Origin of the sequence: Cupriavidus numazuensis (genome assembly GCF_905397435.1) — a bacterium.
Taxonomy (GTDB): Bacteria; Pseudomonadota; Gammaproteobacteria; order Burkholderiales; family Burkholderiaceae; genus Cupriavidus; species Cupriavidus numazuensis.
Genome location: NZ_CAJPVI010000074.1, coordinates 18,752 through 34,258 on the forward strand (window position 1 = coordinate 18,752; position 15,507 = coordinate 34,258).

14 protein-coding genes are annotated in these 15,507 nt (G+C 65.5%); 9 read left to right on the forward strand and 5 right to left on the reverse strand.

All coding sequences use genetic code 11. From position 1 onward, the window contains the following. Positions 1-776: 776 nt before the first annotated feature. On the reverse strand, positions 777-2,213 hold the full coding sequence (locus KHO41_RS36330) for an amino acid permease (protein ID WP_211958066.1): 1,437 nt from the start codon (positions 2,211-2,213) through the stop codon (positions 777-779). A 312-nt stretch (positions 2,214-2,525) separates the two neighbouring features. On the opposite strand from KHO41_RS36330, the gene KHO41_RS36335 reads away from it, so the two are divergent. From KHO41_RS36335 to KHO41_RS36345, 3 genes are all read left to right on the forward strand, one after another. Further along, a complete protein-coding gene (locus KHO41_RS36335; protein ID WP_011299879.1) occupies positions 2,526-3,353 on the forward strand; it encodes an IclR family transcriptional regulator in 828 nt (275 codons plus the stop codon). Between the two features lie 113 nt (positions 3,354-3,466). Beyond that, complete coding sequence (locus KHO41_RS36340) at positions 3,467-4,423, forward strand: AAA family ATPase (RefSeq protein WP_211958078.1); 957 nt, start codon at positions 3,467-3,469, stop codon at positions 4,421-4,423. Next, on the forward strand, positions 4,420-6,141 hold the full coding sequence (locus tag KHO41_RS36345) for a cobaltochelatase CobT-related protein (RefSeq protein ID WP_211958067.1): 1,722 nt from the start codon (positions 4,420-4,422) through the stop codon (positions 6,139-6,141). The genes KHO41_RS36340 and KHO41_RS36345 overlap by 4 nt, the downstream gene beginning before the upstream one ends. 20 nt (positions 6,142-6,161) lie before the next feature. On the opposite strand, the gene KHO41_RS36350 is transcribed toward KHO41_RS36345, so the two are convergent. Genes KHO41_RS36350 through KHO41_RS36365 form a run of 4 tightly spaced genes read right to left on the reverse strand, consistent with a single transcriptional unit; the run spans position 6,162 to position 8,841 of the window. After that, positions 6,162-6,521, reverse strand: coding sequence for a 2Fe-2S iron-sulfur cluster-binding protein (locus KHO41_RS36350; RefSeq protein ID WP_211958068.1), 360 nt, complete (start codon positions 6,519-6,521; stop codon positions 6,162-6,164). A gap of 37 nt (positions 6,522-6,558) precedes the next feature. Beyond that, positions 6,559-6,876 (reverse strand): ferredoxin, encoded by a 318-nt coding sequence (locus tag KHO41_RS36355; RefSeq protein WP_211958069.1) that lies wholly within the window; start codon positions 6,874-6,876, stop codon positions 6,559-6,561. Between the two features lies 1 nt (position 6,877). After that, a complete protein-coding gene (locus KHO41_RS36360) occupies positions 6,878-7,234 on the reverse strand; it encodes a 2Fe-2S iron-sulfur cluster-binding protein (protein WP_211958070.1) in 357 nt (118 codons plus the stop codon). A 59-nt stretch (positions 7,235-7,293) separates the two neighbouring features. After that, positions 7,294-8,841: a hypothetical protein gene (locus tag KHO41_RS36365; protein ID WP_211958071.1), complete on the reverse strand. Its 1,548-nt coding sequence runs from the start codon at positions 8,839-8,841 to the stop codon at positions 7,294-7,296. Positions 8,842-9,212: 371 nt separating this feature from the next. On the opposite strand from KHO41_RS36365, the gene KHO41_RS36370 reads away from it, so the two are divergent. The 6 genes from KHO41_RS36370 to KHO41_RS36395 all read left to right on the forward strand — a co-directional run bounded on the left by KHO41_RS36370 (position 9,213) and on the right by KHO41_RS36395 (position 14,853). Further along, the gene (locus KHO41_RS36370; protein WP_211958072.1) at positions 9,213-10,145 is read left to right on the forward strand and encodes an ornithine cyclodeaminase family protein; all 933 of its coding nucleotides are present in this window, start codon (positions 9,213-9,215) and stop codon (positions 10,143-10,145) included. Positions 10,146-10,315: 170 nt separating this feature from the next. Next, a complete protein-coding gene (locus KHO41_RS36375) occupies positions 10,316-11,047 on the forward strand; it encodes a TenA family transcriptional regulator (protein WP_211958073.1) in 732 nt (243 codons plus the stop codon). Between the two features lie 26 nt (positions 11,048-11,073). Then, positions 11,074-12,519 carry an aldehyde dehydrogenase family protein gene (locus KHO41_RS36380; protein WP_211958074.1) on the forward strand — a complete coding sequence of 482 codons (1,446 nt, stop codon included), beginning with the start codon at positions 11,074-11,076 and terminating at the stop codon, positions 12,517-12,519. A gap of 27 nt (positions 12,520-12,546) precedes the next feature. Continuing rightward, a complete protein-coding gene (locus tag KHO41_RS36385; RefSeq protein ID WP_211958075.1) occupies positions 12,547-13,026 on the forward strand; it encodes a GlcG/HbpS family heme-binding protein in 480 nt (159 codons plus the stop codon). Between the two features lie 26 nt (positions 13,027-13,052). Then, on the forward strand, positions 13,053-14,051 hold the full coding sequence (locus KHO41_RS36390) for a 2Fe-2S iron-sulfur cluster-binding protein (RefSeq protein ID WP_211958076.1): 999 nt from the start codon (positions 13,053-13,055) through the stop codon (positions 14,049-14,051). Between the two features lie 76 nt (positions 14,052-14,127). Continuing rightward, positions 14,128-14,853, forward strand: a complete 726-nt coding sequence (locus KHO41_RS36395; RefSeq protein WP_211958077.1) for a GntR family transcriptional regulator — start codon at positions 14,128-14,130, stop codon at positions 14,851-14,853. The last annotated feature ends 654 nt before the right edge of the window (positions 14,854-15,507 follow it).

The following is a 15,507-nucleotide window of genomic DNA, read 5'->3' on the forward strand; positions in this document are numbered from 1 at the left end:
GTCGTTCTTGGCAGGCGCTGCTGTTTCGCCGGCGTAGCCGGCGAGTCACTTTTTGTCCGAGCGACAAAAAGTAACCAAAAAACGCGTCGCCTGGCGGCTGGCCATCAATTCCACGGCGGCAGACGTTCAAACGGCTTTGGTCTCCGTCCTGGTGGTCGGCCGTTCGACCCTGCTAACGCTATGTGAGTCAGAACCTGTGCCTACGCGGCACGGCTTTTGTACGATCCCCAAGACGAACTCGGGTACAGCGTTTCAACAGCGTCAGCGGTAGGACGCCTACGGCTGCGCTACGCGCACGTCCTAGTCTGGATGCCGGCTCATCAACGGCGCGAACGCCCGAGGTAGTTTGGTCTACTTTGCATGCGCGGGTTCGTCCTTCGGCGCGATTCGCCCCTGGGCCTTCGTGCCAAGACTGGGGCTCTGCGCGTAGCGCAGCCGAAGGCGTTCACACGATATCGGTGGTAGCAGGGGCCACGAACTCCCAGGGGCTCGTTCAATCACCGCTGTTATTCCCGACCACGGTGGCGCTCCACGCGGCAGGCAGCGGAAGGTTCCTCTGAAGCCCTTACCCGTACAACACCCTCAGCACACTACGATAAAGATTCGCCCCCTTGGGGCAACCAAAACGCGTTTTTGCCTACTTTTGTCGCTCGGACAAAAGTAGGTCGCCGGCTACGCCGGCGAAACAACCGTGCCCGCCAAGAACGACCAATCAAACTTCACACGGGCACGGAAGACAAAGAGTACCCCATCCCCACCCCCTTGCCCATCCTCACTCAATACTCATTCAAATCCGCCCGAGGCATCTCCGCTAGCGGCACGACCTGCTGGACGCCACGCCGAAACAGATGCCGAACGATATAAGCCGAAATCAAAAGCCCAAGGCTTGCCACCCCCAGCGCCAGCGGCGTCCGCTGATCCGGAATAAACGCCATCGCCACCACGATTGCCAGCATCCCGAAGATCGCGAACCACGTCAGATACGGATAGCACCACATGCGTACCTTGAGCAGATGGGGCGCTTCGCGCTCGAGTCGTGCGCGCAGCCGCAGCTGCGACACCGCGATCAGGATGTAGACGAAGATGGCAACTGTGCCATAGGAGTTGACCAGGAAGGCGAAGACCTTGTCCGGCGACACATACGACATGATCACCGCTCCGTAACCGAACAGCGTGGCCACCAAGATGGCGCGCGTGGGTACGCCGTTGCGGCTGACGCGGGCGAGGGAACGCGGTGCGTCGCCCCGCTTCGTCAGCGCGAACAGCATGCGCGACGAGGCATACAGGCCGGAGTTGAGCGCCGACAGCACGGCGGTCAGCACGATCGCGTTCATGATCTGCGCGGCTGCGGGAATTCCCATGACGTTGAGCGCGCTGACGTACGGCGTGGCGATGCTAGTGGCATTCCACGGCACCAGGCAGACCACCAGCAACACCGAACCCACGTAGAACACCAGTACACGCGTGATGACCGAGTTCGTGGCGCGGGCCACTGCCTTCTGCGGCTCGGCGGTTTCCGCTGCGGCGATCGTGACGATCTCGGCGCCAAAGTAGAAGCCTGTCGCCGCCACCGCGCCGGTCAGCACCGGCACGATGCCGTTCGGCATGAAGCCGCCGTTCGCGGTCAGGTTGGCCACGTTCATGCCGTGGGCGCCGGGCGCGAGGCCCAGCACGTACACGCCTGCCACGAACAGGAACACCATGATCGCCGCGACCTTGATCGACGCGAACCAGAACTCGAACTCGCCGAAGGACTTCACCGAGATCAGGTTGGTCAGCGTCAGCATGATCAGCAGCACGAGGCTGATGATCCAGTTGGGCACGTCCGGCAGCCAGTAGCGCACCAGGTCAGCCCCCGCCACGGCTTCGAGCGCTACGACGATCACCCAGAAGTACCAGTACATCCACCCGGTCAGGAAGCTGGCCAGATTGCCGACGGCCGGCCGGTCGCTCCAGGCTTCGCGTGCATATTCATAGAACGAGCCGCCGCCCGGCATGGCGCAGGCCAGTTCGCCGAGCATGCGCATTACCAACACGACAAGCAGGCCGGTGATCAGAAAGGAAAGGACCGCGGCAGGCCCTGCGGATTTGATGACGACGCCACTGCCGACAAAGAGGCCGGCGCCGATGACGCCACCCAGGGCGATCATGGTCATGTGCCGCTGCTTGAGGCCGTGCGATAGCCCTGAGGAGGGCTGCGGTGTTTGGGTCATGTTGTGTCTCCTGTACTGCTGACTGCTGTACTGTCAGCCGCCACGGCGTCTTTCTCTGTAATAGTCGGCCCTGCGCTTGGTTGCAGGCCGGTGCCGTGGTCGGTTCACCCCGTTTGGTACGAAAAGGGGCGCTGGCATCATCCATCCATTGATTTGTGTCTCCGAGTCGCCTTGTAAAACGGAACAGATTGTTCCGATAAATGTATTTGTACCCGGAATGTAGGTCCTCCTGAGCCGAAGGTCAACCCGGAATTTCAGGAATTGATATGATTTGTATCTGAAACTGAAACTTGACTATGATGGGAGCCAGGCATGAACGAATTGCGTCTTGCCAAGAGCGATGCCAGGCCTGACGGCGACACGCCGGCGCTGCGTCTCTTTGGCCTGCTGGAAGTCATTGCCACAAAGGATCACCCCTTCAACCTGCAGGCGCTGGTGGAGGAAACCGGACTGCCCAAGCCCACGCTGCACCGCATGCTGCAGCAGCTCGAGGCGGCCGGCATGGTCCAGCGCAACGGCGATGGCCGCCACTACGGCACCGGCCTGCGCCTGCGGCGGCTGGCGGAAAACCTGTTGCTGAACAACACCTCGCACGGCGCGCGCCACATGGTGCTGCGCAAGCTGGTGGAAGAGGTCGGCGAAAGCTGCAACCTGACCGCGTTTTCGAGCGGCGAAGTGCTGTACCTGGATCGCGTGGAAACGGCGGCGCCGCTGCGGTTCTACCTGCACCCGGGCTCGCGCGTGCCGGCGCACTGTTCGGCCACGGGCAAGCTGTTCCTGGCGCAACTGACGCCGGCACAGCGCCAGCGCCTGCTCGCGCATGCTGAGCTGGAACGCTACACGGCCAACACGCTGACCGACCACGTGGAGCTGGAAGCGGAGATCGAGCGCGTGAAGCGCGACGGCTACGCGATGGATGACGAGGAATTCCTGCCCGGCCTGCTGTGCATCGGCGTGCTGGTGCCGGCGGTGGACGGCGGGAAATCCAACCTGGGGCTGGCGTTGCAGGCCCCGGTGATGCGCGTGACGCACGAAAAGGCGCTGCAGATGCTGCCTGCGCTGCAGCGCGCGGCCAGGGCGCTGGCGGCCATCGAGGCCGAGAGCGGTACCGCCTGGGGCGGCGCGGACGAGGACGAGTAGCGGCGGATCGCGCAGGCTCCCGGCTTGTCTGCTGTCCGCCACAAGAAGGACACAAGCAAGGCAAGCAAGAGGAGCAAGACGTGACGCAGAAGGAATTTGGCAGGCCGGACCGCATGGTGCCGGTGCGCAGCCTGTTCGGCATCGATTCCGGCCTGATGGTGCCGGCGTTCAGCGAACGCGATGACCACGTGCCGGAGATCGACCCGGCCTACCGTTTCCAGCCCGAGGTGACGCTGGCCATCCTGTCGGGCTTCATGCGCGACCGGCGCGTGATGGTGCAAGGACTGCACGGCACCGGCAAGTCGACGCATATCGAGCAGGTCGCCGCGCGGCTGAACTGGCCTTGCGTGCGCGTGAACCTCGATGGTCACATCAGCCGGCTCGATTTGGTCGGCAAGGATGCGATCGTCATCCGTGACGGGCAGCAGATCACCGAATTCCAGGAAGGCATCGTGCCGTGGGCGCTGCAGCGTCCCGTGGCGCTGATCTTTGACGAATACGATGCCGGCCGGCCCGACGTGATGTTCGTGATCCAGCGCATCCTTGAGCGCGACGGCAAGTTCACGCTGCTGGACCAGAACCGCGTGATTCATCCGCATCCGTCGTTCCGTCTATTTGCGACGTCGAACACGGTTGGACTCGGCAACCTCAACGGCCTGTACCACGGCACCCAGCTCCTGAACCACGCGCAAATCGACCGCTGGAATGTGGTGGCCACGCTCGACTACCTGCCGCATGCGGAAGAGACCGGCATCGTGCTGGCGCGCGTGCCGGAACTCGACAACGCCGAGGGCCGCGAACTGGTCGATGCCATGGTGGCGCTGGCCACGTTCACGCGGCGCGGGTTTGCCGCCGGCGATGTCTCGGCGCTGATGTCGCCGCGCACGGTGATCAGCTGGGCCGAGAACTGCCAGATCTTCCGCGATCCGGCGCTCGCGTTCCGCCTGACCTTCCTGAACAAATGCGACGAGGCCGAGCGGCCCGTGGTGGCGGAGTACTACCAGCGCTGCTTCGGCAACTTGCCAGGCGAAGCGGCGGGGCAGGCGGCTCAGTCGGAGCCGGCGCAATGAGCGCCGCGGCGGCCGCGCAGCGGCTGCGTCGGCGACAGCGCCAGGATGCGTTGTCGGGTGCGGCCGTGCGCGCGCTCACCGGCGATGCGGCGCTGCACTTTCGCGACGGCCGGTTGTGGCGCGAGATGCGGCCGGTGCCGCAGCATGCGCCGCATCTGCGCACCGATCCGGACACCGACAGCGCGGCCTGCCTGCGCGGCGCCGCTGATGGTGCCGCGCTGCGCCACACGCATTCCGATGCCACTTTGCACCGCGGCCTCTGCCCGGACGATCCCGTCGAGCGATTGCTGTTCGAAATGCTCGAGCACCTGCGCTGCGAGACGCGCGTGCCGCGCGGCATGGCCGGCGTCGAAGCCAACCTGCGTCATCGTTTCCTGGCGTGGTCGCGCGCGTTTCATCGCTCAGGCCTGACCGAAGGCCAGCTCGGCATCCTGCTCTACACGGTGGCGCAGATTGCATGGTCGCGCCTCAGCGGCGAGCCCGTGCTCGATGAAACCGAGGATCTGATCGAGGCCACGCGCGCCGCGATCGTGCCCGTGCTGGGCACATCGCTCGCAGGCTTGCGCGCGCATCGCCATGACCAGGCGGCGTTCGCCGCGCACGCGCTGGCACTGGCCCGCGCGGTGGCGCAGATGGTGCGCAGCGAAGCGCCGAATGCGGGCGAGGACGATGACAACGCCGCGTCCGCTGCGCGCGCCGGGTTTGCGCTGTGGCTCGATTTCGAAGAAGAGCAGCCGGAGAAGTTCGCCGTCGCTGACAGCGGCCACAGCCGCGTGCTGGCCGAAGCGAAAGACGGCTACCGCGTCTTCACCACGCGCTACGACCGCGAGGTGCGCGCCGCCACGCTGGTGCGGCGTGCCTTGCTCGACGAATACCGCACGCAGCTTGACGCGCGCATCGCACGTGCCGGCGTCAACGTGGCCCGCCTGGCGAGACGGCTGCGTGCCGCGCTGGCGTTGCCGCGCATGGATGGCTGGTCCTTTGGCGAGGAAAGCGGGCGTATCGATGGTCGCCGCCTCGCACAGCTCGTCAGCTCGCCGGCCGAGCGGCGCCTGTTCCGGCTGGAAGCGCACCGGGCCCATGCCGATTGCGTGGTCGGCTTCCTGGTGGACTGCTCGGGATCGATGAAGGCAAGGGCCGAGCCGCTGACGCTGATGCTGGATCTGCTTACCCGCGCGCTCGACGAGGCAGGTGTTGCCACGGAGGTTCTTGGATTCACGACCGGCGCCTGGAATGGCGGCCGCGCCCGCGCCGACTGGCTCGCGCGCGGCCGGCCCGCGCATCCGGGCCGGCTCAACGAGACCTGTCACATGGTGTTCAAGGACGCCACGCGAAGCTGGCGCCGATCCCGCACCGACATCACGGCGCTGCTCAAGCCCGACCTGTTCCGCGAAGGTGTCGACGGCGAGGCGGTGGAGTGGGCTTGCGCGCGCCTGCATGCCGCCGGCAAGACACGCCGCATCCTGGTGGTGGTGTCGGACGGCAGCCCGATGGATACGGCCACAGGGCAGGCCAACGATGGCTGCTATCTCGACAATCACCTGAAGGCCGTGGTCGCGCGGCACGCGGCGCTGCGCGACGTGGAGGTGCTAGGCCTGGGAGTCGGGCTGGATCTCAGCCCGTACTACCGGCACACGCTGGCGCTGGACCTGTCGCAGCCGGTGGATATGGCGATGCTCGATGAGGTGGCGGACTTGCTGGCGGCGCGGCGGCGTTAAGCCACCCGCACCGATGGGGCTCAGGCGCTCGACGAACACTCGCTCTGCGGGGCGGGGGTATTCGCACCCGCCTGCGCAGGGCCGCGCGCCATCTCACGCGGCTGCCACGACACGGCAATATCGCCGCCGATAAACGTCTGGCAAGCCAGGCGGAAGCCGCTGGCAAGCTCCTCCTCCGTCAGCAGCTTCTTTTCCTTCGGCTTGACCGCGTCCGTATGCTCGTGGCCCGTTTCGATGCGGCATTTGCAGGTGCCGCACAGGCCGCCGCCGCACTTGAACGGAATGCCGCCCTGTTCGCGCAGGGACACGCGCAGCAGGTTGCTGTCGGGCGGTGCGCTGACCGTCTTGCCGTGGTTGGTGAGGAAGGTAATCTGAATCATGGCGATGAAGGTTTTGTGCGCCGGAATGGCCGCGTGCTCAGGACTGTCCGCCAACGCTGACGGGCGTGCGCACGAGGGCGATGTCCATCGTGCCAAATTGCGCCAGCTCGCGTAGCGCCGAGCGAGCCGCATCCAGCGTGTCGTACTTTTCAAGGAACTTGGTCGGCACCAGGTTGACGATGCCGGGCGGCGTTTCTTCCTGCACCCGTACCTTGGTGTCGGCCGCCAGTTCTGCAATGACGAAGCGCGCCGTGCGCTTGCCATAGAAGACGTAGTCGTACGCCTCCACCGCTGTCATGCCATCGGTGGGCTCGGTGCGAAACTGGCCGGGGCGGCTCGTGAGCAGGACGAACATGTCAGGCATCCACGCTGTCGGCGATGACAGCAACGGTGCCGGCGGGGGCAGTTGCCGGAGCGGGCAGGTCGTCCTGTGCGAGCTCGATGTCATGCTCGATCCACAGCTGGCAGGCAAGGCGATAACCCTGTTCAAGCCGATCGCCGAGTTGCTTCTTTTCCTTCCAGTTGGGCGGCGGCAGGTGCTCGGCACCGGCGATCACGCGGCATGCGCATTTGGAGCACTTGCCCATGCCGCACTCGTAGCGCAGGTTGGGATAGGGGAACTGGCGGATGCCCGCGCGGACGACAAGGTTGGTCTGGGGTTTGACCTCGTCGGTGTAGGTCTGGCCCTGCTTGTGGAAGGTGACTGTCGGCATAGTGCGGATCCTGCGGATTCAGAATGAGTTCGGAAACGTCTTGAAGCGCCTGCAGCCGCTTACGACCACAGCAGCATCGCGGCTATGGTCGAGCAGGTCAGCCCGATCAGCACCGGAATCAGCAGCGCGCGTACCGCTTCGAGCACCGGCACCCGGGCAAAGCCGGCCACCGCGATCAGCGACGACCACGCCACCAGCGTGCCGCCACCGGTCCAGACAGCGCCCATCTGGCCAACCGCGGCCAGCGTGGCCGGGTCGAAGCCGACCACCGGGCCCAGCGCACCGGCCAGCGTGCCGGTCAGCGGCAGACCCGCAAAGCCCGAGCCGTCGATGCCGGTGATCATGCCGACCAGCAGCACGCCGAAGGCGACCAGCACGTGGTTGTCCGGGATGGTGTGCTGGTAGGCCTGGATCAGTTCGAACAGCAGGCTCGGCGCCTTGCCCGGCGGCAGGCCGAGGACCTGCGCGGCGGTCTCGCCGGCACCGATGAAGAAGAAGCCCGCGATCGGCAGCACCGAGCCCATCGCCTTGAAGGCGAACACGAAGCCGTCGGTGATGTGTTCCGGGCAGACATCGAGCATGCGGCGCGGGCCTTCCGCGGCCAGCGTGGCCAGCATCATCAGCACGGCGGCGACACCGCCGACCAGCGCGGCTGCGTCGCCGCCCTTGAGGTCCTGCACGCCAGTGCCGAGCTTGGGCAGCACCATGATCGCGACCACTGCGAGGAAGGCGATCGGCGTGACGATGGCGAAGCATTTCGACCACTTCACGCGGCGCCGGGCCACCATCGACAGGCTGGCTTCGATGTTGCTGTCCGTGGCCAGCGGTTCGGCGTGGGCGGTGCCGCGCGCAATTTCGGCCTTGTCGAAGGTGCCGCTGCCCTCGACGTGCCCGGCTTGCGCCGCGGTACCGCCGGCGCGCGCTTGCCAGCGGTCGAGCAGGGCGCCGCTGGCCGGCACGATGTGTTTGCGCATGGTCAGGTAGGCCAGGCACAGCGCAATGGAGCCGGTGATGATCGACAGCGCCAGCGCGCGGTCAGCGACCACCGCAGCGCTCACCGCCGCACCAGCGGCTTTGGCGCTGATGCCGGGCGCCACGCCGATCACATAGTCCGACGACAGCGCCATGCCCTGGCCCGCGATGGCGATGGCCATCGCACCGGCCAGCGGCGGCAGCCCTGCGGCGATGGCCGCCGGCAGCAGGATGGCCGACACCAGCGGCACGGCCGGCGTCGGCCAGAAGAACAGCGAGATGACGTAGGTGATGCCCGCCAGGATGAAGAAGGCCGAGTGCCCGTTCTTCATCACCATGCGGAAGGGCTCGACCATGCGGATGTCCGAGCGCAGCGTCTTGAGCGCGTTGAGCAGAGCGGTCATGAACGCGATCACCAGGAAGATATTGAACAGTTCCTTCGCGGCAACCAGGCTGGCGGAGAACACACCAGCCAGCGCCGACACCGGGCTGCCAGTCAGCGCAAAGATCACAAGAGCGGTGCCCACGATCGAAGGCACCACGACATTGGCACGCAGAATCATCGTCAGCACGATGACTGCTACCCCTGCCAGATATATCCAGTGCGCTGCACCGATCACGACTTGTTGCGACATGAAAACTCCCTGGGGGCCGAGGGGTTGTGGGGGCCGGTTCTCGTCGGAGCGCGAATCGGTGTTGGTATACTATATTCCGAATTGGGCAGACGCCAAGCAGATTTTTATCGGGACTTACGCGAATCCCAATACAGTGCAAGATACTGCGACGTCGCACAGTTGTTGGGATTGTGGCCCCTGGGGCGCCCTCTTCGTGGTGCATGGATCGTCTGTGCCATTTGCTCGTCGGTATTCATTTATGTAGACTGTATACCGTTATGCGATGGGCCGCAGCAACCTGCCTCGCGTACCAGCATGAGGCGTGCCTGGAACGCGACCCCGGTCTTCCGTCCTGTCATTTTGACGACCCCAACTCAACCAGCGGAGCCCCCATGCAGCACATCACAGACGCGATGATCGACGCTCACGTCAGCCCCGAAGACGCCCGGCAAATCATGGAAGCGGCCTTCTCCAGCTTCGGCCGGGGCGATGCGGCAATGCAGGAGCGCATCCGCACCGAGGCCGGCGGCGTCAAGCTGTCCACGCTGGGCGCGGTGATCCCGCAGCAGGGTTTTGCAGGCGCCAAGGTCTACACCACCATTAACGGCCAGTTCTCCTTTGTCATTCTGATCTTCTCGACGGAAGACGGCCGCCCGCTGGCATCGTTCGACGCCGGCGCCATCACGCGCCTGCGCACTGCCGCGTGCACCACACTCGCGGCGCAGCGGCTCGCGCGGCCAGGTGCGCGCACGCTGGCGCTGTTCGGCGCCGGCACGCAGGGCGCGCAGCACGCTCGCCAGCTCAGCGCGACGCTGGGGCTGGAGCGCATCCTCGTATCAGATCCGCATGCGGATGCCGACATGCCTGCGCGCCTGTCGGCGCAGTGCGGCATTCCAGTTGTACTGACGGATCCCGATGCCGCCGTGGCCGAGGCCGACATCGTCGTCACCGCGTCGCGCGCCACCACGCCGCTGTTCGCGGGTGCGTCGCTGCGGCCGGGCACGTTCGTGGCCGCCATTGGCTCCAGCCTGCCGCATGCGCGCGAACTCGATGACGCGGCGCTGCGTCGCGCCGCCGCCGTGGTGGTCGAGTGGCGCCCGCAATCCACGCGCGAGGCCGGCGACATCGTACTGGCCGATCCGCAGGTGCTGCCGACGGAAAAGATCGTCGAACTCGGCGACGTCGTGCTCGGCAAGGTCTCGCCGCGGCAATGCGACGACGACATCGTCATCTACAAGTCCGTGGGTGTCGGCCTGGAGGACATTGCGTTGGCCGGTTTTGCGTGGTCGCGCATTGCCGGCGCAGCGGAGCTGCGCGTCGCCTGATTAATTTGCCGCTCTTGCCGGGTAAACCCCGGCGTGACGAGTCAACGAAGCGCTTGCCGTCCCGCATAAACTGTATATAGTATACAAACATGCCGATGCGATCGATTCCAGCGATCCAAGGCATCCCGACCCACCGAATCGCCCCACATCCGCCAACAGGAGCCTCCGCCATGGCCGAACTGATGAACCGTGAAGCATTCCGAGCCGCCCTTGAAGAAGCCATCAAGGGCAAGAGCGCCAACAAGGCGCCGTTCAGCGTGGCCTGGGCCAGCGGCAAGCTGACCCGCGCCCATCTCGCACGCTGGGCAGAGAACCACTATCACTATGTTGGTCCGTTCGCGGATTACCTCGGTTACATCTATGCGCGTACGCCGGACCGGTATACCGAGGCCAAGGATTTCCTGCTCGCCAACATGTACGAGGAAGAAATCGGCGGCGACCGCCATACGGACCTGCTGATCCGCTTCGCGGAAGCTTGCGGCACCACGCGCGAACGCGTGATCGACCCGGACAACATGTCGCCGACCACGCGCGGCCTGCAGAGCTGGTGCTACGCAGTGGCCATGCGCGAAGACCCGATCGTGGCCGTGGCCGGCCTGGTAGTTGGGCTGGAATCGCAGGTGCCGTCGATCTATCGCAAACAGACTCCGACGCTGCGCGACAAGTACCAGTTCACCGACGAGGAAGTCGAGTTCTTCGATCTGCATATCGTCTCGGACGAGATCCACGGCGAGCGCGGCTACCAGATCGTGCTCGAGCATGCCAACACGCCCGAGCTGCAGCAGCGCTGCCTGAAGATCTGCGAGATCGGCGCGCAGATGCGGCTGCTGTACACGACGGCGCTTTACCACGATTACGTCGAGCACGAACTGCCGCTGCCCGAACTCGAGATGGCTGCCTGAGCGGCGCCGCCCAACCCGGACCGACGATGAACGTATTCCTCAACCATATCGACGGCGAATGGACGGCCTGCCAGTCGGGCCGCACGTTCGACAACGTCAACCCTGCCGACACCGGCGACATCGTGGGCCGCTTCCAGGCGTCTTCAGCGGTGGACGCGCAGGCAGCGGTGGCCGCTGCGGCTGCAGCGTTCGCTGGCTGGAGAAAGACACCGATCGGCAAGCGCGCCGCTGTGCTCAACCGCGCCGCCGATCATCTGGAAGCCAATGCCGACAGCATCGCCGCCGAGCTGACCCGCGAAGAGGGCAAGGCGCTGTCGCTGGCCCGCGACGAAGTCCTGCGCTCGGCCCAGACGCTGCGTTTCTACGCGGTGGAAGGGCAGACCTTCTCCGGCGAGGTGTTCCCGAACGACGATCCGGAGCAGCTCGTCTTCAGCCAGCGCGAGCCGCTGGGTGTGGTGACGGTGATCGCGCCGTGGAATTTCCCGGTGTCGATCCCGGCCCGCAAGATCGCCCCTGCACTGGTGACAGGAAATACGGTGGTGTTCAAGCCGTCATCCGAGGCGCCGCTGTCGGGCTACCGTCTGGCGGAGGCGCTGATCAAGGCCGGACTGCCCAAGGGCGTGCTGAACTTCATCACCGGCAGCGCGGCCGAGATCGGTGCGACGATCACCGAGGCGCCGGTCGTTCGCGCGATCTCGTTCACTGGCTCTTCACGCGCCGGCGAGCAGATTCACCGCGCCGTGCCGCTGACCACGCGTACGCAGATGGAGCTGGGTGGCAAGAACCCGCTGATCGTGATGGAGGATGCAGACCTCGACCGCGCGGTGGACCTGACCATCAAGGGCGGTTTCTCGCTGTCCGGGCAGGCATGCACCGGCACCAGCCGCGTGCTGGTGGCGGAATCGGTCAAGGCTGCCTACACCGAGCGATTGCTGGCAAAGGTCGCCACGCTCAAGGTCGGCAGCGGCATGACGGCCGGGATGGACTTGGGGCCGCTGGCTTCGCTGAAGCAACTCGAAACCGTGCTGCGCTATATCGACATCGGCAAGTCCGAAGCGACATTGCTGTGCGGCGGAGAACGGCTGACCGGCGGCGAGTTCGACAAGGGCTACTACGTCGCGCCAACGGTGTTCACGGACGTGACGCAGCAGATGCGCATCGCGCGCGAGGAAATCTTCGGGCCGGTGATTGCCATCCTCGGCTTCACCGACTACGCCGACGCCATCGCCAAAGCGAACGATACCGAGTACGGCCTGGCCGCGGCCATCGTCACCAGCAATCCGCGCTACATCCACCACTTCGCCAGCGACATCGAGGCGGGCACGGTCAAGATCAACCGCACCACCACGGGCAACCTGGTCAACGCGCCGTTCGGCGGGCTCAAGCGGTCGAGCACCTCGACCTTCCGCGAATCGGGCCGCACCGGGCTGGAGTTCTATACGCAGGTCAAGACGGTCTATCGGGGCGCCTGAGCCCGGCCGTCGCAAGGAGTCATCAACATGAAGAAAGCCATCAAGCTGGAACTGCGCGAGGCGCGCCACATGGTTGCCGCGGCCATTCGCCGCTCCGAGGAAATCGGTGTGCTCGAGTCGATCTGCGTGGTCGACGAGGGCGGATATCCGCTCGTGCTGGAGCGCATGGACGGCGCGCGTATCACCGGGCCGCAGATTGCGTGGAACAAGGCATTCACGGCCGCCGGCCACAAGCGCTCGACGCATCTGTTCACCACGCCGCCGAACGGGCCGGCGCTGCCGGGCAACGAGGCGTTCGGCATCCAGTGGAGCTTCGAGGGCAAGTTCGCCGCGTTCGTGGGCGGCTTCCCGATCGTCGTGAATGACGAGGTGATCGGCGGCATCGGCCTGTCCGGCGGCAACGGCGAGCAGGACACGCAGGCCGGCGTGGCGGCGCTGCAGGCGCTGGCCGAACTGCTCGTGCCGCAGGACCTGAAGGTGCTGGTGCAGGCCGATATCAAGAAGTAACGCAGTCATCCTTGCGCGGAGGTTCCATGTCGTACCGCATCCAGATCGCCGAGACGCAGCAGGTCTTTTTTGTCGAACGCGGCGAGACGCTGCTGCAGGCCGCCGGGCGTGCGGATATCTCGCTGCCGCATGACTGTCAGCTCGGCGGCTGTGGCACTTGCCGCATCCGGCTGCTGGACGGGCAGGTGCGGTATGACGAGGAACCGTTCGGCCTTGCGCCGGACGAGGCCGCCGCAGGCTATGCGCTGGCCTGTCAGGCGCAACCGCTGGCCGACCTGGTCATCAGCACCGCGCGCGACGATGAAGCGTGCGCCGAGCCGGCGCGCCATCAGGCCATTGTGCGCGGCGTGCGCCCGTTGTCTTCGGACGTACTGCATGTCGAGCTTGAGGTGCCCGATGCCGGTACGCTTGCGTATCGCCCGGGCCAGTACCTGAAGCTCGTGACGGGTGACGGCCTCGCGCGCAGCTTTTCGATGGCGTCGGTGCCAAGCGAAGGGCGGGTCGACCTGCATGTGCGGCGCATCCCGGGCGGCGCTTTTACCGACGGCATCCTGCCGCGGCTGAAGGCCGGTGACGCGGTCGATGTCGAGCTGCCGCTCGGCACCTTTTTCTATCGGGCGAAAGACTATCGGCCATTGCTGATGGTGGCCACCGGCACGGGGCTGGCGCCGATCAAGGCGATCCTCGAATCGCTGATGGACGATCCCGATTGTCCGCCCGTGTCGCTCTACTGGGGCATGCGCCAGCCTGAAGATCTCTACCTGCACGCGGACATCCCTGCATGGGGCGACCGGCTCTATGACTTCCAGTACGTGCCGGTGCTGTCGCGCGCCGGCGATGACTGGCAGGGCCGGCGTGGCTACGTGCACGACGCGGCGCTGGCCGACCTGGGCGATCTCAGCGAGCACGCCATCTACCTGTGCGGGTCGCCGAACATGATCCGTGACGCTCGCGCCGCATTCATTGCGCAGGGGGCGAGTCCCGACCATCTCTACTCGGACAGTTTCACGTTCCAGCGCGATTGATAAGACATGGCGGTATACAGCAGGAGGCGTGGTATACAATGACGGCCAGTCCGTCCGCCTTCGCTCCCGCGCATCCATGGCCCTCTCTTCGTCCACTGCCCCGACTGCTCCGACTGCCGAGCCTCTCAGCCTCGGTGCCAGCCATTCGCCGCTGTTCGCCCTTGTCACCGACAAGCTGCGCGAGGGCATCCTGAACGGCAGGTTCGCGCCGGGCGAACGGCTGGTGGAAAACAAGCTGTCGACCGAACTCGGGGTGTCGCGTATTCCGGTGCGCGAGGCGCTGCGAGCGCTGGCCAGCGAAGGCCTGGTACTGATCGAGCCGCGCCGCGGCGCATCGGTGGCGAGCCTGTCGCCGGTGATCGCGCGCGAGATGGTCGAGGTACGTGCCACGCTGGAAGGTCTCAACGCCAAGCTGGCTGCGCAGCGCCGCGACCCGGCGCTGGTTGCCGAACTGGAAACCGTGCTGCGGCAGGGCATGGACGCCGCTGCGCAGGGCCGCGCGGATGAACTGCTTTCGCTGAATTCCCGTTTCCACGAGGTGCTGGGTACGATCGCCGCCAACAGCGTGCTGCAGGAAATGATGCGCTCGCTGCGCGAGCGCACCGCCGTGCTGTTCGGGCCTGCCAACGTGGTCCGTGCACGGCAGAACTGGGACGAGCATGCGCAGATCCTGCAGGCGGTGATTGCGGGGGATGCTGATCTTGCTGCCTTGCTGGCGGCGCGGCATGTTTATAGTGCTGCCAAGGCGGCGGATTTGCCGGTTGAAGGGCAGGGTGGTGGGGGGCAGGTGCAGGTGGCTTGAAGGGTTTGTCTGAGGGTTTGGGTTCTTCGCTGAATTGCGGGTGTCGTGCTTGGCGGGCGCTGCTGTTTTGCCGGCGTAGCCGGCGGGTTCTGGTTGAGACCGAGGTATCGCTCTTGGCATGCGCCGCTGTTTCGCCGGCGTAGCCGGCGAGTCACTTTTTGTCCGAGCGACAAAAAGTAACCAAAAAGCGCGTCGTTGCCGCTGGCCATCAATTCCACGGCGGCAGTCGTTCAAACGGCTTTGGACGCCTGCGATGGTGGTCAGTGGTTCGAACCTGCTACGCCATGTGAGTCAGAACCTGTGCCTCGCGCGGCACGGCTTTTGGACGATCCCCAAGACGGACTCGGGTACAGCGTTTCAATAGCGGCAGCGGTGGGACGCCTTCGGCTGCGCTGCGCGCACGTCGCAGTCTGGGTGCGATCTCATCAACGTCGCTGACGCTCGAGGGCTGTATTTCTTCTCCCTCTCTCTACTTCGCGCATGCAATACGCGGGCCTCGTTACCGAGGCGTGGTTTGCCCTGGCCCTGCGTGCCCAGACTAGAGCTCTGCGCGCAGCGCAGCCGAAGGCGATCACACGATATCGCTCGCAGCAGGGGCCACGAACGCTTGCAGGGCTCGTTCAATCAGCGCTGTATTCCCACTCACGGTGGTGC